The organism is Moraxella boevrei DSM 14165 (assembly GCF_000379845.1).
In the GTDB taxonomy this organism is placed as follows: domain Bacteria; phylum Pseudomonadota; class Gammaproteobacteria; order Pseudomonadales; family Moraxellaceae; genus Faucicola; species Faucicola boevrei.
Map to the genome: position 1 here is coordinate 1 of NZ_KB903790.1, position 16,048 is coordinate 16,048.

Sequence of the window (16,048 nt, forward strand, 5' to 3'; positions counted from 1 at the left end):
AGCCAAATCGGTTTACGATGCAGGTTGGTTTGAACTGAAACGACAACTAACCTACAAATGTAAGAATGCAGGTTGCCGTTTTGAAATCGTGAATGAACGATACACTACCCAAACTTGCTCGTGCTGTGGCGATATGTCCAGTAGTCCGAAAGGTAGAGCAGGACTTGGAATAAGAGAATGGACTTGTGCAAAGTGTGGCACACGGCATGATAGAGATATCAACGCCAGTAAGAACATTCTTGCGGTCGGGCTTGACTGTCTGGGAGCAGGAATCCCCGAACGATAGGGAGGGGAGGAAGTCAACGTCATTTGTTTAACATTGTGCGATATCAACTCAGCTCCCCAACGGTTAACGTGTGGGAAGATATTACCCAAGCCGATGTCTCTGCTGTAGATAAACTTATCAAAATGGTGGGGCGAGAACGCCACCGTGTCAAAGCTTTTGTACGGTTTGAGCATACGGAACAAGACGTGTATTTTGCACGGATTGAGCCAGATTTTAACGTATTACCCTTGATTGAGTCGCATTTTAAAGAACGTTACGCCGACCAAAACTGGGCAATTTATGATGTTAAGCGAGGCTATGGGCTATTCTACGACAAACAGAGCGAAACGGTTCAAATGATTGTGGATGTAGATGAACAAGCACTTAGCAATCTAGAATCGGAGTACAGTGAAAATGAAAAAGCCTATCAAAAACTGTGGCAAAAATACTTTGTCAAAGTGACAATTAAAGAGCGAATTAACCGCAAATTGCATATTCAGTATTTGCCCAAAAGATACTGGAAATATTTGATTGAAAAGCAACAAACACAAGTTCGCATACAACGTTGATTTTGGAATGCTGACTAACGTCTTTAGTTACATTGACTCAAGTGAATCAGGTAACAAAAATCAAACTAATCGGCTTAAACTTACTGGCTAATTTGTGTAAAACTTTATTTTTGAAGATGAGAAATCGTGTACAATCAGTTTTGCAAATTGTGCTAAAAATATGGCAAATAAATAAAGTCAATAATCTAAGTTATTGACTTTATTATATAAAGGTGGTGGGGTCGGAGAGACTCGAACTTTTATAAATCATCATTAAAAATAAAAAACCTGTTGTTTATCAATCAATTATTAAAATAAAAACAGGTAAATTCTAGCCCATACCCAGCCCACGTAATATTGTATAATTTCTACCTTTAACTTAAGGACAAGCAATATTACTATCTTTTTTTAAAAATTTCAATAAGCAAAATAAAAAGGTAACAAAGGTAACATTTTTAAAAATAAGTTATAATATTCAATAAAATCAATATATTAAAAAAAATCAAAAAGGTAACAAGAAGGTATTTTAATAGTAACAAGTTACCTATATTAAAAGGTATATTGTACAATAGGCATATTATTGTTTTTTAAGGATTTATTTTTTTGCTACCTTTTTTATTACCTTTGGTTACTTCATTTAGGTAACAAAATATTAGTTTTAAATCAATTATTTATAATGGTTTTTCTTATTGGTTACCTTTGTTACCTTTTTATTTTATTCATGGTCAATTTTAATTATCTTTTGATCTAGTTTTTTTGCATAAATCTGCATCACTTTGCGTTTATGACTAAGCTAAAAATTAGCGGTTTTTCTAGGTCTGTGCTCCATTTTTTCTGCATCCTTATGACTTAATTATGTATATCAGAAGGGCGTGGGAGGGAGCGGCCGAGCCTGTGGTGGATTTTCAAAAAAAAATTTTTGAATTTTTTATTTTTGGTGGTTATTTTTTTTAAAAAATATTTTTATTTTTTTTAATTTATTGCTTGCTATGTTGGGCGTGTAGAGTTAGTATACACCCACTTACATTACACTTAACGCCACAGACTAATAGGAGAAAGGCATGAGTACTTTAGAAAATAGATTTACCAGTCAAGTTGATTTAGAGATTTATCAATCTCAGGTTGCCAATTTGGAGTTGTTTTGGAATATTTTAGGTGATAATATTGCTGAGTTAAAGCAGGTTCAAGACCCACAGCACGTTCATAGCATTGTGGCAAATTCTGCAGCTAAAAGTGTTAAAGATATTATTCAGATGTTGAATGGATTTTAAAGTAAAAAAATAAACCCTTAATCCAAAATTAAGGGTTTATTTTTTATTTATAAATTCTTCAAATCATATTCTCTAAAGTTTATAATTTCTTCGCCCAGTTTTGCGTTTATGTCGGTTAGAATGTTGATGATTGGCAAAATTTCATGGTAATAAAACACTTCGGCCGCCTTTTTGATGTCACCAAATCCACCTGTATTGTTGGGGACAATGCCCATTAGTTGTGGTGGTACACGATGACCTGCTAATTGGTCGTCTCGGCTTGCGATTTTTATGTTCATAAATTCATCTTTGGCAGCTACTTCAGCCAGTGGAATTACTTTAACGCCATCTGCTTTGCCATTCGGAACGTACATAAACAAATTTTTAAAGTTGCCAGCTCCTTTGCTTTCTTTGACGGCTTGTTCTAGGCTGTCTACGTCCGCCTGTGTTGTGAGTGGGTCGGATAGGTATAGGATATACCCTGCATGAGCTCCGTTTTGGTAATATTTTCTACGAAATAAGGTGGCAGACTCGTTAAGTAATATGGCATTGATACTGCTAAGATAGTCAGGTACACCATACAGTTGTTGGTCAATGTCTGGGTTGTAAATGTGTACAATTTCATCTTGTTGAAATTTGGTGGGGTTGCCGTGATACCAGTCCACATGATAATATTGGTTGTCTTTGCCTCGTCTGGTGTGTCGTGCCAATCGTGCGTTAAGTTTGGCAATTTGTCCCAGTTTGTTTTTAATTACTTGCAAATATCCATTGTTAAAGACCAAAAAGTTGGTAACAAGGCTTTCAAAATTTTGGCGGTCAAGTTTGGCATTTGGTATGTATAAACTGGTTAAAACATTGCGTTTGGTCATTAATGCCGATGTGTGATGACTGGTGGCCCGAAATAGTTTTGCCACACCATTAATGTCATATGGGTATTCATAAAAATAGCCGTTATCCCATGTAAAATGCGGACAGTAGCCATATTCCAATAGCGAACGACCGTTTAATACTGGTTCAGGGTCGCCAAAAGTTGTCATGATGATTTTTTGTTTGTCGGTCATATTTTTTCCTTAGCGGTGGACTGCGATTTTTGATTTTGTTGCTTGGGTAGGTTGTTCGGTGCTTGCTAATGGGGCGTGTTCTAGGGCATTCATGATTGCCCATGCAATGTCAGAATGTCCTGTCTCATTTGAGCGTTTTGCGATGAGAGTCATTTTGCCACCGCCTTTGGTTACGCTGTTTTTGATGGCGATAAAGGCTTTGGCAATGTCGGTATATCCTGCATCAAAGTGAAGTTTTCTACGATAAAATAGCTCTTTTACCCTTAATGCCATGCGGGTTTTGACCTCGATACTGTAATTAATTGGCGTGAAAAATGGGTAAAAGGCTTTGACGTGTTCGGCTACGGCAATGCCAGCTCCTGTTACATCAATGCCTAAAAATTCTACGTTGTAGCGTTCACATACTTTCTTTATGTATTGGGCTTGGACGTGGGGCGGTTGGTGGTCTAGGTGTTTTCGCTCTAGCACTCGGTACGGTTGATTTGGTCGTGTAGGTGGTGCGATAACTGCAATTGCAGGTTTATCGCCCGTAAAACTTGGGTCGTATCCCACCCATACAGGTTTGTTAAATGGTTTTGCACCCATTGGCTTAAAGTCTTTCCACACTTCCCAGCTGTCAATCATATTTGGTGCTAAAATGGATAATGGAAAATAGCTTTCACTATCGTCCATAAATATGCACATAAATAGATTATTAAAGCGGTCCGGGGTGTATTCTTTTTCCAACTGGTGAATATCCAGTTTGTCATAACCTCCTTTAATTGCATCTTTGACGGTTACGATTTGTCGCCATTTGCCGTCAGCACAGAGTATGGGCGTTTTGAGTTTGGCGTGGCTTGTGTCAATTTCGCCTTGAAATACGCCATCTTTACCAGTCCAAAATTGATATGCCTCGTGTAATACCGAGCTTGGTGTGGATAGATATATTTGCTGATAATGACTTTGTGAAGCCATAGCTGAAGCCACGTCCCGAAACTCTTTGAATTTTCTTATCCAAAAAAATTCGTCCATGATGACATCACCATTCCGACCCTGTGAGGTCAGGGCATTTGTCCCCATGTAGTACAGATTGACACTGGTATTGTCTTCAAAGGTGATAGTGATAGGGTCGCCTTTGAGCTGTTTGCCCAAAACTTCAAACACAAAACTTTTGATATATTCAATAAACTGGTAGGCTTGAGCTTTTGATGCCGACAAAAATATTTTATTCTTTTTGGTTTTTAACGCATTGATTAACGCCCATATTGCAATGATATAAGTCGCCCCAATCTGCCGAGATTTTAACAACATAAAAATCCGAGCAGGAGCGTGTTTTTGTTTGCCGTTTTGTTTCAGCCCGTTTAAAATTTCTACCCAGTCTTGCTGAAATTGATACAATAATATATCAAATGCGTCTGATAGAGCCTGAATTTCTTCTTCTGTGATTGGATTGGATACCTTTTCCTTTCGGTCTTTTTTGTAGCGTTCACGCAGTTTGGGGTTTAAGTCGCCACCATTGCCTGTTTCGTTATATTTATTGATTTTTGCAATGCGTTCAAGTTGTCGCATCATTTCATCAATTTCTTTGTACTCGCTATTGCCTTTTTTTTCCATGCCAATTAACGACAGCAACCGAGCTTTAAACGCCATATTCACATCTGCAAAAATATCAGCACGCACCCAACCATCACGCTTTTTCCAACTGGCAACAGTTGGTCGTGGTGTGTCAATTTCACGAGCTATTTGGGAGACATCTAAGCCTTGACTATACAACAGCCGTGCTTGTTCTCTTTTGGTGGCTAAATTTGTCATGTTCTGCTGTAGGCTGAGATTTATCTCAGCTTGTTTCTATTTATTTGTCGTTTGCATAGATTAGCCGATTATTTATCCAATTTCGCCACCTAAAAGTCCGAAACCGCCCTGTTTCGGACTTTTGCTTGTAGATTTTTCTAAAAAATCACTTCAAACTATTTGCATCTTTTATTTTTTGGAAAAAATATGGCAGATACAAATCAAGATATCCAATGGGCAGGAGAACGCACCATTAAACGCTTTCGTGTCGCTCGTGAAGGGCAGACGGTGGACGGTCGTGCTTTGACCCAACAACAAATCATTGACATGGCAGAAACCTACAACCCTGTGGAGTACACCGCTCGTATCAATGTAGAACACATGAGTGGTTGGGGTGGCTTAAAAAGCGAACAATATCCCTGTTTAGGCGATGTTATCGCCTGTGATTGCGTTTTAGAAAGTTTTCGTATCAATGGCAAAGATGTCAAATTAATGTCGTTATACGCCACGCTTTCGGCTTTGCCACAGTTGGTAGAAGCGAATAAAAATGGTCAAAAATTGTTTACCAGTATTGAATTTTATCCGAAATTTGCCGACACAGGTCGGGCGTATTTGGTCGGTATTGCCGTTACCGATACCCCTGCCAGTCGTGGTACACAGCCATTAAAATTTCAAAAAACCCAAGACACCCAAACCACCGCAAGCGACTTTATGGAGATACACATGAGTGCAACAACCCAAAACCAAACATCAGAACCACAACAACCCAGCGAATCTGAAAAGCAAACGGTTTCTAGTGACAGCTCTTTTTTAGAAAAATTTACCGCCATTTTTAGTAAAAAAGATGGCTTAACTGCTGAACAAGAAACCGCCATTTTACAAGGTTTTAGCACGCTCAAAGGCGAAATTGATGCACAAAATAGCAAATATGATGCCCTGTCTAATCAATTTAACGATTTGTCAAAACAATATGCTGACCTAAAATCCGATTTTGACAAAGTGACCGAAAACTTAAGCAAACAGACTACTGAAACACCGCTACCGCCTGTTGGTGTGGGTCATCAATTAACCGATTATTAATCATTCATTAACTTTTTATCAAAAGGAAATATTATGTACGTTTTATCTGCACAAACCCAAATGGCTCTGCAAGGTTTTCGTGAACGAGTCGCTGAACTTAATGGCGTTAGTAACCTGTCTGCCCCATTTGAAGTTGCCCCACAGCCAGAACAACGCTTGATTGAAGCCTATCAACAGTCCACCGATTTTTTGAAAAAAATTAATCTTGTGTTGGTGCGTGATGGTCATGGGCAAAAATTGGGATTAGGCTCTTCAGCCCCTATTGCGTCCACGACGGATACTCGTATTCAGCCACGCCGTCCGACCACACTTGGCGACTTGGAGGCGGTTGATGAATATTTATGCACACAGACCGATTTTGATATTGGTTATGATTGGCGAGTGATTGACAACTGGTCAAGTCTGCCTGATTTTCAAGTACGCCTGTCAAATTTGGCAGTTAAAAAAGTGGCTCAAGACCGTCAGCGTATCGGCTTTAACGGCACGCACCGAGCTAAAACCAGTAACAAACAATTATACCCAAATTTGCAAGATGTGAATATCGGTTGGCTTGAAAAAATCCGCCAAAACAATCCTGAACGCTACCTAAAAGACGTTAAAATCGGTAAAAATCAAGAATTTAAAAACCTTGATGCTTTGGTGGAAACTGCCAAAACAGAATTAATCGGTGAAGAATACCGTGAAGCCAATGATTTGGTGGTGATTACCAATGTTGGCTTGATTACTGATAGTGCTTTAGCAGTCCTGAACCAAAATCATGCCCCAACCGAACAAACGGCCGCCAACGCCTTGTATCAACGTAAACTACTGGGAACGATGCCAACCGATACGCCAAGCTTTTTCCCAACAGGCAGTATTTTGATTACCAGTTATGATAACCTTTCAATCTATCAACAGCGTGGCACGCACCGCCGTCATATCCGTGATGAACCAGAATGGAACAGAACAGCTGATTACCAATCTATCAACGAAAGCTACGTTGTGGAAGATTACCGCAAAGCGGTGTTATTTGACAATGTGACAATGGCAGAATAAGGGGAAATTATGAGCAGTTTAAAACAACACTTTGAACGAGTACAAGCCGAAAAACAAGCTCGCAAGCGTGGCGAAACCTTAAAAATTTCACCACAAAACAAGCCCTTGTTTGACGCAGATGACAGTGAAGAAACTGACAATCCAGACGACTCAAATCCGCTTGAACTCAAATTTTTTAATGATTGGCAACAGTTATCTAATCTGCAATCGCATAGCAAAAAAAATGAATTAAAAGCTGAATTTTTGCCACATTATATCCCCTACATTGAAGGCGTGATTGCCAGTGGGGTCGGTGTGCAAAATGATATGTTGCTGATTTTGATGGTGTGGGCGTTGGACGTTCATGAATTTGGCGTTGCTAGTAACATTGCCGAATTTGCCCTGCTTAATGACATGGCAATGCCAGAGCCTTTTAGCCGTGATGTTGCGACCGTTTATGCCGAAAACCTTGCCAACGAAGTGCTGACCCATAATCTTGTACTTGATAAAGAATTGCTCCAAAAAGCCATTGACATCACCCAAGATTATGATATGCCAGACCCTGTCCGAGCAAAATTGTACCGAGTTTTTGGCGATAGTTTAAAGGCTGATGAGCTAACACAGGCTATCACCGCTTACGAAACAGCGTTAAAACTTGATGAAAAAGTTGGTGTAAAAACCCTTTTAACCAACTTAAAAAAACAACTTGAAATTTAACACATCCCTTCACGGGTGGGGGCTTTTTTATCCAAAAAAATAAACTGGTTGTTTAATTTTTTTTATGATAATTAACTACCCCCAACTTTATCAGGTTTTTGTATGTTAATCAACGAACAAACGACCACGCTTGCCGTGCCAAATTTTGATGAACGACTGCCAAGCGTTAGTACGACCGACTTGATTAATCTCATGCGAGTGGACAAAACGCTTGGCAACGAACGTCTCGCCAATGCGATAAGCCATGCCTATCAGGTGATAAATGGCGAATTGGACAGGTTGTATCCGTCTTGGTTTTTTGGGGGATTGTTCAATCAACATTTGACAAATTTTTTTCAACCAAAAACCCCAAGTATTGATGTCAAATCCACGCATTTTGTGTATTTGTACCGCCAAGCCGTGCTACACGAAGCCACCGCTTTGTTATGCGAACTCCACGCAGATTTTGACACGATTGGACAAGGCTTAGCTAGAGCTGATATTGCCAAACAAGACAGTTTACGCCGTCAAGTTCAGCACTTTATTGCCGACATGACAGGCAAACCACGCAATCGGATTACACTTTTATGAAGCACGCTCGTACCACAAAAGCGGTGATGAATGACACATTAGACAGTATTGCCTACCGATTTTTTGGCGACAAGTCCAATCATTATTTGCCAAAAATCATCTCGCTAAATTCACAGTTTTCACCGTTTGCGATTGTGCCTGTGAATGGGCTGATTGTGCTACCAAAAGATGATGATGTGACGACAAAAGCCGTTATCAAAATATGGGATTAAGGATTTTTATGAAAAACAGTAAAATCAGCCAGTTAAGTTATTTAGTGGGCGTTTTTTTAGCCTTTTGGCTATGGGCGATGAACGCACGAGCCGACACAGCGGTTATCAACCAATTTCCAAGCATTACCCCCAGTATGTTTGTTGCCACATTGGTCGGGGCTATTGGCAGTTATTTGGCATTTGGCGAAGATAAAAAATTCCCCCCTTCTGCCACCGCAGTCGGTCATGTGTTATTGGGCTTTGGAGCAGGGCTATTTTTTACCAAAGGCAGTCTGGAGCTTATGGGGCGTATCAATGCCAGTCATGATATTGTGCTATTTGTTTCGTTTTTGTGGGCAGTTGGCGGTTATTTTATTTTACGTCTTGCCGTTTCTGTTGCCAATTCCGACAAAATCAAAGATTTTTTACCCAACTGGCTTGTCAAAATCTTGGGAAAGGAGTAAATCATGGCAATTTTAAATCTGATATTAATGAGTTTAAGTTTAATGATTTTAATCGGTTTTTTACTGCAGACTCGCAAAAAAGATACTTGTGAATGGTGGGCAATGCGAAGTTTGCTTATCTACAGCATTATTGTCAATGTGTATATGTTGTTTGATGCTTGGGAACTAAAAAATCGTTTGCCGATTAGCCTAATTATGATACAGCTTGGATTTTTTACCCTGACATTGGCGTTATTGCTAGGTTGGCATCTTATGCGACAGCGTACCAAATTGTATAAAAAACAACGTTTTAACCAACGTATTCAAGCCATTTTTAAGGAAACATGATGAAAAAAGCGACCACCGAACAACTGAAATCCCTTGCCGATAAATACGGCATTTCGCTCGCAGGACTGCAAACCATTGTAGAAGTAGAAAGCAAAGGCAAAGCATTTAACAATGACGGTACGCCTGTGATTTTGTTTGAAAAACACATTTTTTACAAACTTTTGAAAAATAAAGGTCTGACCGCTATCCGTGATAAAGCGTTCAAAGAACGCCCTGATTTATGCTACCCAAAATGGCAACGTGGCACTTATGGTTTGCCGTCAAGTCAGCATTCACGCTGTGCGGTTGCCAGCACTTATCACCGAGAAACCGCACTTGAAAGCTGTAGCTGGGGACTTGGACAAATCATGGGTTTTCATTGGTCGGCTCTGGGCTATCCTAGTTTACAGGCTTTTGTCAATGCGATGTATAAAGATGAAATCAGTCAAATTGATGCGATGTGCCGTTTTTTAAAAGCAAATAAAATTATCACGGCATTAAATAATCAAGACTGGCAAAAAGTCGCACTGCTTTACAATGGCAAAGAATACAAAGCCAACCAATATGACACCAAACTTGCCAATGCTTATGCAAAATACAAGGCAAAATCATGAAATATTTAATTGGGCTTAAGAACGATTTAATCCAACAGTTTGATAATTTGACACCAGACAAAGTTACCTTGCAACTGGTGAATGGCGAAATCGGCAAAAACAGCTACACCGTGCAATATATCGCACGCTTTACTCTGCAAGATTGCCGATTAGCCAGTCCTTTTGACGTGTTAATGTTTATCAAAAATTGGTTTAAATTACACCAAAAAGATGAACCTGACCTAAATTTTGACTGCGAAGTCATCGACTTAGAAAGCTATGATTTGCAGATTGATTTAGCCTTGTTTGACAAATTAATGCTGAAAAAAGACGGGACAACCGATATCTGTATCGCCCCAGTATGGAGCGATGAAGCCGATACCTTTATCAGTGGTGCCATTACTGGCTAAAAAGGTGAACAATGTCCGATTTGTCCGCTTTGTCCGCTTTATCTGACTGGGTAAACCAAATTGCTGAACATTTTGACGACCGCCAAAAACGAGTCTTAACTCGCAAAATCAGCCAAGCGGTCAAAAAAAACTGGGCAAAACGTATCCGTTACCAACAAGACCCAAACGGTGCAAGCTTTACCCCTCGAAAAAACCGCAATCGTGGGGCAATGTTTCGCCATGCCCCAAGAATGCTAAAAACCGTGTACAATGCCGAAAAAGCTGAAATCGGCTTTGACGGACGCTATGCAAAAATTATGGAAGTCCACCAATATGGACACACTATCCAACCGTCGCCCAATGCTCGTGAGACAACCTATGACGTGCGAGAGACAGTTGGTTTTAGTGCTGATGATAAAGAAGTGATTAAAAATATTGTAAATGATGTATTTACCAATATTTGATTTTTACAAAAGAGAGTATAATGCAAGATTATCGTTGTAGTGTCTGCGAAAAATTATTGTTTCGCCTTCACGGTGAGGCTGTGGTCGCCGCAAAATGTCCACGTTGTAAAACCTTAAATAGCTTGACTTTGGTCACAAAGCAAGCGAACATCACGAACGCCAATGAGCGTCCTAAACCAGAGCGTCCAGAACGCCCCATAAGAGGACGCAATCATGAAAAAAAACTATCTTAAACCCACTTACAACCCCAAAGGCAACAGCTTTAGCGGGTGGCTTGGTGGCAAGCACAAACTGGCTCGCACGATTATTGATATCATGCCTGAACACAAGCACTATATTGAAGTGTTTGCAGGAGCAAGCTGGGTTTTATTCAAAAAATCACCCAGTTACTGCGAAACCATTAATGATATTAATGGTGAATTAATCAATTTTTATCGTGTGGTTAAATATCACTTTGAAGCTCTTAGCATTGAGTTAGAAAACACGCCGATTAGCCGAGATTTATTCACTTTGTTAAAAAACACTGACCCAAATTCTTTGACCGATATTCAAAGGGCATCACGTTTTTACTATTTGTTAAAACTGGCATTTGGTAACAAATTAACCAATCAATCCTACTCGCCTTTATCAGATTTTCGCCCACGCCTTGATATTGCCAAAGAACTCAAAGAGCGATTATCACAAGTGCATGAGCGACTAAAGCACGTTAATATTGAAAACCTACATTTTAGCCAACTTATCAAACGTTATGACAAAGCTGATGTACTGTTTTACCTAGACCCACCTTATTATCAAACGGAAGATTACTATGGCAAAGATGTTTTTGGTCGTGATGACTTTATTGTTTTGCGAGATTTGTTATTAAATATTAAAGGTAAATTTATCTTATCTATTAATGACTTGCCAGAAACGAGAGCCATTTTTAAAGATTTTTTTATCAGTACAAGACAAATTCGTTGGAGTTTGAACAGTAACGAGATTAAAAGTGATAACAACGGCAAAGAGTTGATTATCACCAATTTTAGACAATAACCCAAAAGTCCGAAACCGCCCTGTTTCGGACTTTTGCCTTTTCCTTTTAGCCTTTCTTTTTGCCATAATAAAATCCTTTTATGGGGATTATTATGCACGCACACCTATCCGACACCCAAAGACGACTACACAACATCGCAACCATTGGCACGGTTTTCGCCATTAACACAAGCGACCAAACCATGCGATTGGATGTAGGAGAGTTACAAACCGACTGGCTACCGATTCCCACCATTTCAGCAGGATTGGTGCGGATTTGGCGTTGTCCGTCCATTGGCGAGCAGTTTTTATTGTTAAGCCTAAGCGGTGATTTGGCAAATGCCATTCCTGTTATCAGTTTGTTTAGCGAACAAAACCCCACGCCCAGTACCGATGAACACGAGATTTTTATCCATTTTAACGAAAGTAACTATTTAAAAATTCATACTAAAGATAGCCACCTACATTTGAATATTGCAACCACCGATATTGATAGTGATGTCAAAATTAATGGCAACTTGAGCGTAACAGGCACAATCCACGCAGACGGTAATATCACCACCGATAACGATGTCATTGCCAACGTATCGCTGAACAATCACACGCATGGCGGTGTACAAGGTGGACGTTCTAGCACAGGCAAACCGCAATAAGGGGCAATATGAGTATTTTTGATGCACAGGGCATGAGTAAAACAACTGGCAAACTTTTGCCCACCGATGAACACCTTCGCCAAAGTATTTTTGATATTTTGACAACACCGATTGGCAGTCGGCTTGTCCGCCGAGAATATGGCAGTTTGTTGCCGTTTTTGCTTGACGAGCCAGTTAATCCTGCTACCAAACTTAAAGTCATGTCCGCCATTGCCACCAGTATTATCAAGTATGAACCACGAGTCAAAATTTCACAGGTTACGCTTGCTATGAATACCGATGCTACCAATACCACAGGCAATGTAGGGCTTGACATCAATCTTGACTTAAAACTGTCTGACAACCGCAGACTCAACACCAGTTTAACCCTTGTTCGTGGAGCGACTTTATGAGCCAAGTTTTTAAACCGATTTATCTTGATGATTTGCCTTATCCCAATGTTTTACAACCGATTGATATTGAAACCACTTTATCGCAAATTAAAACTGAATTATTAAACCATTTTGATGAAAATCATCCTATTCATCAAGCCCTGACCTTAGAAAGCGAGCCTGTCAATAAAGTATTACAAGTGCTTGCTTACAGGCTTTCGCTAAAGGTAGAACACATTAACCAATCCGCTAGAAGTTTGATGTTGGCTTTTGCGACAGAAAGCGACCTTGACCATATTGGCGTAACCTATTATCGTCTCGAGCGAAAACTTATCCAAGCCGAAGACAAAACTATTAATCCACCAAAACCTGCGATTTTTGAAAGTGATGATGATTACCGATACCGCCTTGCTTTATCCATTGAAGCTTTGACACGAGCAGGTTCAGCAGGTAGCTATCAGTTTCATGCCCTATCCGCAAGTCCAGAAGTTTTTAGCGTAACCGTGCATAGCCCAGCACCCACCGAAGTTGATGTATATTTGGCAGGACAAGTACAAGGCGATATTTTAGCACAAACGGGTGAAGTCGGTGTATCTAGCACCGCTATTCACGATGTTAAAAATGTGCTAACGGCTGATGATATAAGACCTTTAACCGACCTTGTGCGTGTGCAATCAGCTACCGCAAAACCTTACCAAATCAAGGCTGTAGTCTATGTCAAAAATGGCTTATCGCCTAGCCTTGTCTTAGCAAAAGGTTTGACCGATTTACGAGCTTATTTAAGCGAAAATTTTAAACCGTCAAATCGTGTCGCAACCAGTCGTATAATTGGTGCGTTGGACGTGAGCGGTGTTAGTCGTATTGAGCTGGTCAATCCGTCTGCTGATGTGTTAGTAAATGTGGGCGAAGTGGCTCAATGCACCGTTTTTGATATCATTGCAAAATCGGAAGGAACCTAATATGAACATTTCTCCAATGAACGTAAACTTAGCCAATCCGCCCATTAGCACCGAGCGAGCCGTGTCACTACTTCCTGCCAATGCCACCAAATTAGAACACAGTTTAGCCAGTATCACCGCAAAAATTGAACCCATTCCTGTGCCATTTTTTAACGTCTGGGATGTGGACAACTGCCCTGATGAATTTTTGCCCTACCTTGCGACAGCGTGGAGCGTGGACGAGTGGAATGATAACTGGACAGCCGACACCAAACGAGCGGTTATCAAAAATAGTCTGTGGGTACACGAAAGAAAAGGCACACTCGGAGCGGTAAAACGAGCCTTATCCGCCATGCAGTACGACACCAAAATCATAGAATGGTGGCAAAAAAATCCGCAAGGACGTGGCGGTACCTTTAGCATTGAAGTCGCCCCAACCACAGGCGTGATTGCCGATAGTATTCTGCAAATTAAAAATGTCATTGATGCCGTCAAACGCCTATCCGCCCATTATGATGTGTATATTGGTGTAACCACTTTGGCAAATATTCATGCAGGTGGTGTTAGCTTGGTCGGCGTTGAATTTGTTATCACCAATTGACCGAAACAGGGCTGTTTCGGACTTTTGCTTGTTTTAAAACAAAAATTTTTTTGTCAAAATGATCGTAATTTTATTTAACAGGAAAATCCTATGTCTCAACAACCACAAGGCGTTATTGCCATTTTTGATACCACACAAATTCCTGCCGAAGGCTTTATTGCTTTAGAAAAAAAAGAGCAAGGGCAAACCGTTTTACCAAGCCATATTGTACTACAAAACCAAGCCAATAATGCCAAATTAGCCCTAAATGACGGTCTTTTACGCACTTGTCAAGACAGCATTAGCCTTTATTTTGCAGGGGGAAATGCCAGTTTATATATCCTAAAAAACCCTGTCAAACAAGCCAGTGAACTTACCAAAGATAATGTCATTATTGCCTATCAGCTTACCCAAGCGGGTATTTATATTTTGAAAAAATTAAATAATCATTATCAATTTACTTTACAAACCAATATTGCTGTGATGGAATTATAATCATGTCGCACCAACTTTTTTTGACCGAGCTTGGCAAACAAAAATTAGCATCACTTGCCACAAAGGGGCAGGGCAATCCATTGACGATTACCGAATTTGTCGTGGGTGCTGGCATTAATGTAGATTTTAGCAAACGTCTGGGCCGCCAAACTTTGGTTGCCAAAAAATATCAAACCACCGTGCAGGACGTGGTACAGCTCTCCCCAAATCAGTACGAAATAGCTTGTATTGTTCCCCATGATGTTGGTGGTTTTGCGATACGAGAAATCGGACTTATCGCCGATGATGGCACGCTGATGTGGGTTGGCAGTCTGCCTGAAGTACAAAAACCCACGACTGATAGTCTATCGGTGGTGGATTACCGCATTAACTGTATTGTCAGTATTGACGATGCCAACGTTACCTTAAGCGTGGACGGCAACGTCGTTACTGCGACCAAAAAATGGGTGCTAGATACCGTGGGCGACAGCGTGAAACTTGAGATTGAAAAAATCCGTGAACAGTTAGAACGCCAACGCATTCCCATTTGGGGCTTATTGATTACCCAACATCACTATGATAACAGCGATGCTATCGTTGCCGAGCTTGGATATGGTAACTGGATACGCACCGCACAAGGTAAAGCGATTGTCGGACAAAATATCAATGCAACCGATTGGACAGCAGAGCTTGGGGCAGTTCATCAATATGCGACAGGCAATGACGTACGACAAGCCCAAATCTTTGCGGTATGGCAACGTGTGCCTGATGACTATGTACCGCCAGTTTTCCGTGTTTACTGGACATCGGACGAGCAGGGCAATAACCAAACTAGCCAAATCAACGAAGGGCAAAAAGCATTTTTATGGGCGGACGTGGCAAATTTAACCACGCCACAGCCGATCGGGGGTGTGATAAATGGTGATAAGCAAAGTAGCATTAGCATTGCAGGCGGTCGTTTTGATTTTCCACCAACGCTTGACAATGGTAAAACCAAGCTCGGTGAATATGCTCCAACCAATATTGATAAAGACTTAACGATTAGCATGGGGATTAGTCTGCCTAATGATGAGCAGGTTTTGGCAGAATTAAGTGTTAAAAATGATGTGGGGAATGATTTCTATGGCGATATTCACATTTCTTTGGACTATCGTGTACAAGGTATGGGGGATGAGATATGGAAAGAACATAGCCAAAAGATAGGTGGTTGGACAACAGTACACCCTATTTTTAGCAAAACAGATGAAAGAAACTTAGCCCAAGCACTTGAATATGATAGTAACAATAAACGTTATTTAGTATTAAAAACTCTGCAAAAAGCATGGGTGGCAGATGAAAT

General features: G+C 40.4%; 23 protein-coding genes. 21 read left to right on the plus strand and 2 right to left on the minus strand.

The window, feature by feature from the left end; all coding sequences use genetic code 11:
- From A3G3_RS0107595 to A3G3_RS0107610, 3 genes are all read left to right on the plus strand, one after another.
- On the plus strand, window positions 1–286 hold a 286-nt coding region (locus A3G3_RS0107595), incomplete at its 5' end, for an RNA-guided endonuclease InsQ/TnpB family protein (RefSeq protein WP_019519459.1).
- 35 nt (window positions 287–321) lie between these two features.
- Window positions 322–834: a TIGR03915 family putative DNA repair protein gene (locus A3G3_RS0107600; protein WP_394261639.1), complete on the plus strand. Its 513-nt coding sequence runs from the start codon at window positions 322–324 to the stop codon at window positions 832–834.
- Between the two features lie 1,040 nt (window positions 835–1,874).
- On the plus strand, window positions 1,875–2,084 hold the full coding sequence (locus tag A3G3_RS0107610) for a hypothetical protein (protein WP_019519943.1): 210 nt from the start codon (window positions 1,875–1,877) through the stop codon (window positions 2,082–2,084).
- Between the two features lie 47 nt (window positions 2,085–2,131).
- Here A3G3_RS0107610 and A3G3_RS13400 read toward each other — a convergent pair whose 3' ends face one another.
- Window positions 2,132–3,124 (minus strand): phage portal protein, encoded by a 993-nt coding sequence (locus A3G3_RS13400; RefSeq protein ID WP_019519944.1) that lies wholly within the window; start codon window positions 3,122–3,124, stop codon window positions 2,132–2,134.
- A 9-nt stretch (window positions 3,125–3,133) separates the two neighbouring features.
- The gene (locus tag A3G3_RS0107620) at window positions 3,134–4,915 is read right to left on the minus strand and encodes a terminase large subunit domain-containing protein (protein ID WP_019519945.1); all 1,782 of its coding nucleotides are present in this window, start codon (window positions 4,913–4,915) and stop codon (window positions 3,134–3,136) included.
- A 186-nt stretch (window positions 4,916–5,101) separates the two neighbouring features.
- Here A3G3_RS0107620 and A3G3_RS14020 point away from each other — a divergent pair, with 186 nt between their 5' ends.
- From A3G3_RS14020 to A3G3_RS13425, 18 genes are all read left to right on the plus strand, one after another.
- Complete coding sequence (locus tag A3G3_RS14020; RefSeq protein WP_019519946.1) at window positions 5,102–5,974, plus strand: GPO family capsid scaffolding protein; 873 nt, start codon at window positions 5,102–5,104, stop codon at window positions 5,972–5,974.
- A gap of 33 nt (window positions 5,975–6,007) precedes the next feature.
- Complete coding sequence (locus A3G3_RS0107630; RefSeq protein ID WP_019519947.1) at window positions 6,008–7,009, plus strand: phage major capsid protein, P2 family; 1,002 nt, start codon at window positions 6,008–6,010, stop codon at window positions 7,007–7,009.
- 9 nt (window positions 7,010–7,018) lie between these two features.
- On the plus strand, window positions 7,019–7,705 hold the full coding sequence (gene gpM, locus A3G3_RS13410) for a phage terminase small subunit (protein WP_019519948.1): 687 nt from the start codon (window positions 7,019–7,021) through the stop codon (window positions 7,703–7,705).
- Window positions 7,706–7,807: 102 nt separating this feature from the next.
- A complete protein-coding gene (locus A3G3_RS14025) occupies window positions 7,808–8,275 on the plus strand; it encodes a head completion/stabilization protein (RefSeq protein WP_019519949.1) in 468 nt (155 codons plus the stop codon).
- On the plus strand, window positions 8,272–8,487 hold the full coding sequence (locus A3G3_RS0107645; protein WP_019519950.1) for a tail protein X: 216 nt from the start codon (window positions 8,272–8,274) through the stop codon (window positions 8,485–8,487). The genes A3G3_RS14025 and A3G3_RS0107645 overlap by 4 nt, the downstream gene beginning before the upstream one ends.
- Before the next feature lie 8 nt (window positions 8,488–8,495).
- Window positions 8,496–8,930 (plus strand): hypothetical protein, encoded by a 435-nt coding sequence (locus tag A3G3_RS0107650; protein ID WP_019519951.1) that lies wholly within the window; start codon window positions 8,496–8,498, stop codon window positions 8,928–8,930.
- Window positions 8,931–8,933: 3 nt separating this feature from the next.
- Entirely contained in the window at window positions 8,934–9,257 is a 324-nt protein-coding gene (locus A3G3_RS0107655; protein ID WP_019519952.1) for a hypothetical protein, read from the plus strand.
- Window positions 9,254–9,850, plus strand: coding sequence for an N-acetylmuramidase family protein (locus A3G3_RS0107660; protein ID WP_026212921.1), 597 nt, complete (start codon window positions 9,254–9,256; stop codon window positions 9,848–9,850). Before A3G3_RS0107655 ends, A3G3_RS0107660 begins: the two co-directional genes overlap by 4 nt.
- A complete protein-coding gene (locus tag A3G3_RS0107665; protein ID WP_019519954.1) occupies window positions 9,847–10,239 on the plus strand; it encodes a phage tail protein in 393 nt (130 codons plus the stop codon). Before A3G3_RS0107660 ends, A3G3_RS0107665 begins: the two co-directional genes overlap by 4 nt.
- Window positions 10,240–10,250: 11 nt before the next feature.
- Window positions 10,251–10,682, plus strand: coding sequence for a phage virion morphogenesis protein (locus tag A3G3_RS0107670; RefSeq protein WP_019519955.1), 432 nt, complete (start codon window positions 10,251–10,253; stop codon window positions 10,680–10,682).
- Window positions 10,683–10,702: 20 nt separating this feature from the next.
- A complete protein-coding gene (locus A3G3_RS13420; RefSeq protein WP_019519956.1) occupies window positions 10,703–10,915 on the plus strand; it encodes a Com family DNA-binding transcriptional regulator in 213 nt (70 codons plus the stop codon).
- Window positions 10,896–11,714: a DNA adenine methylase gene (locus A3G3_RS0107680; protein WP_019519957.1), complete on the plus strand. Its 819-nt coding sequence runs from the start codon at window positions 10,896–10,898 to the stop codon at window positions 11,712–11,714. Before A3G3_RS13420 ends, A3G3_RS0107680 begins: the two co-directional genes overlap by 20 nt.
- 92 nt (window positions 11,715–11,806) lie before the next feature.
- Window positions 11,807–12,346, plus strand: coding sequence for a phage baseplate assembly protein V (locus A3G3_RS0107685; protein WP_019519958.1), 540 nt, complete (start codon window positions 11,807–11,809; stop codon window positions 12,344–12,346).
- Between the two features lie 8 nt (window positions 12,347–12,354).
- Window positions 12,355–12,738 (plus strand): GPW/gp25 family protein, encoded by a 384-nt coding sequence (locus A3G3_RS0107690; RefSeq protein ID WP_019519959.1) that lies wholly within the window; start codon window positions 12,355–12,357, stop codon window positions 12,736–12,738.
- The gene (locus tag A3G3_RS0107695) at window positions 12,735–13,676 is read left to right on the plus strand and encodes a baseplate assembly protein (protein ID WP_019519960.1); all 942 of its coding nucleotides are present in this window, start codon (window positions 12,735–12,737) and stop codon (window positions 13,674–13,676) included. Before A3G3_RS0107690 ends, A3G3_RS0107695 begins: the two co-directional genes overlap by 4 nt.
- Before the next feature lies 1 nt (window position 13,677).
- Complete coding sequence (locus A3G3_RS0107700; RefSeq protein WP_019519961.1) at window positions 13,678–14,256, plus strand: phage tail protein I; 579 nt, start codon at window positions 13,678–13,680, stop codon at window positions 14,254–14,256.
- A gap of 90 nt (window positions 14,257–14,346) precedes the next feature.
- Window positions 14,347–14,730 (plus strand): hypothetical protein, encoded by a 384-nt coding sequence (locus A3G3_RS0107705; RefSeq protein ID WP_019519962.1) that lies wholly within the window; start codon window positions 14,347–14,349, stop codon window positions 14,728–14,730.
- A gap of 2 nt (window positions 14,731–14,732) precedes the next feature.
- Window positions 14,733–16,048: phage tail-collar fiber domain-containing protein (locus tag A3G3_RS13425; RefSeq protein ID WP_040631499.1), on the plus strand; the 1,316-nt coding region annotated here is incomplete at its 3' end.

What these genes read in the sequence shown, in the direction of transcription:
- gpM (WP_019519948.1), top strand. Translation starts at nt 7,019, where the DNA reads ATGAGCAGTTTAAAACAACACTTTGAACGAGTACAAGCCGAAAAACAA.
- A3G3_RS0107660 (WP_026212921.1), top strand. Translation starts at nt 9,254, where the DNA reads ATGATGAAAAAAGCGACCACCGAACAACTGAAATCCCTTGCCGATAAA.
- A3G3_RS13420 (WP_019519956.1), top strand. Translation starts at nt 10,703, where the DNA reads ATGCAAGATTATCGTTGTAGTGTCTGCGAAAAATTATTGTTTCGCCTT.
- A3G3_RS0107695 (WP_019519960.1), top strand. Translation starts at nt 12,735, where the DNA reads ATGAGCCAAGTTTTTAAACCGATTTATCTTGATGATTTGCCTTATCCC.
- A3G3_RS0107655 (WP_019519952.1), top strand. Translation starts at nt 8,934, where the DNA reads ATGGCAATTTTAAATCTGATATTAATGAGTTTAAGTTTAATGATTTTA.
- A3G3_RS14025 (WP_019519949.1), top strand. Translation starts at nt 7,808, where the DNA reads ATGTTAATCAACGAACAAACGACCACGCTTGCCGTGCCAAATTTTGAT.
- A3G3_RS0107705 (WP_019519962.1), top strand. Translation starts at nt 14,347, where the DNA reads ATGTCTCAACAACCACAAGGCGTTATTGCCATTTTTGATACCACACAA.
- A3G3_RS0107620 (WP_019519945.1), bottom strand. Translation starts at nt 4,915, where the DNA reads ATGACAAATTTAGCCACCAAAAGAGAACAAGCACGGCTGTTGTATAGT.
- A3G3_RS13400 (WP_019519944.1), bottom strand. Translation starts at nt 3,124, where the DNA reads ATGACCGACAAACAAAAAATCATCATGACAACTTTTGGCGACCCTGAA.
- A3G3_RS0107650 (WP_019519951.1), top strand. Translation starts at nt 8,496, where the DNA reads ATGAAAAACAGTAAAATCAGCCAGTTAAGTTATTTAGTGGGCGTTTTT.
- A3G3_RS0107700 (WP_019519961.1), top strand. Translation starts at nt 13,678, where the DNA reads ATGAACATTTCTCCAATGAACGTAAACTTAGCCAATCCGCCCATTAGC.
- A3G3_RS0107690 (WP_019519959.1), top strand. Translation starts at nt 12,355, where the DNA reads ATGAGTATTTTTGATGCACAGGGCATGAGTAAAACAACTGGCAAACTT.
- A3G3_RS0107630 (WP_019519947.1), top strand. Translation starts at nt 6,008, where the DNA reads ATGTACGTTTTATCTGCACAAACCCAAATGGCTCTGCAAGGTTTTCGT.
- A3G3_RS0107680 (WP_019519957.1), top strand. Translation starts at nt 10,896, where the DNA reads ATGAAAAAAAACTATCTTAAACCCACTTACAACCCCAAAGGCAACAGC.
- A3G3_RS14020 (WP_019519946.1), top strand. Translation starts at nt 5,102, where the DNA reads ATGGCAGATACAAATCAAGATATCCAATGGGCAGGAGAACGCACCATT.
- A3G3_RS0107610 (WP_019519943.1), top strand. Translation starts at nt 1,875, where the DNA reads ATGAGTACTTTAGAAAATAGATTTACCAGTCAAGTTGATTTAGAGATT.
- A3G3_RS0107645 (WP_019519950.1), top strand. Translation starts at nt 8,272, where the DNA reads ATGAAGCACGCTCGTACCACAAAAGCGGTGATGAATGACACATTAGAC.
- A3G3_RS0107685 (WP_019519958.1), top strand. Translation starts at nt 11,807, where the DNA reads ATGCACGCACACCTATCCGACACCCAAAGACGACTACACAACATCGCA.
- A3G3_RS0107665 (WP_019519954.1), top strand. Translation starts at nt 9,847, where the DNA reads ATGAAATATTTAATTGGGCTTAAGAACGATTTAATCCAACAGTTTGAT.
- A3G3_RS0107670 (WP_019519955.1), top strand. Translation starts at nt 10,251, where the DNA reads ATGTCCGATTTGTCCGCTTTGTCCGCTTTATCTGACTGGGTAAACCAA.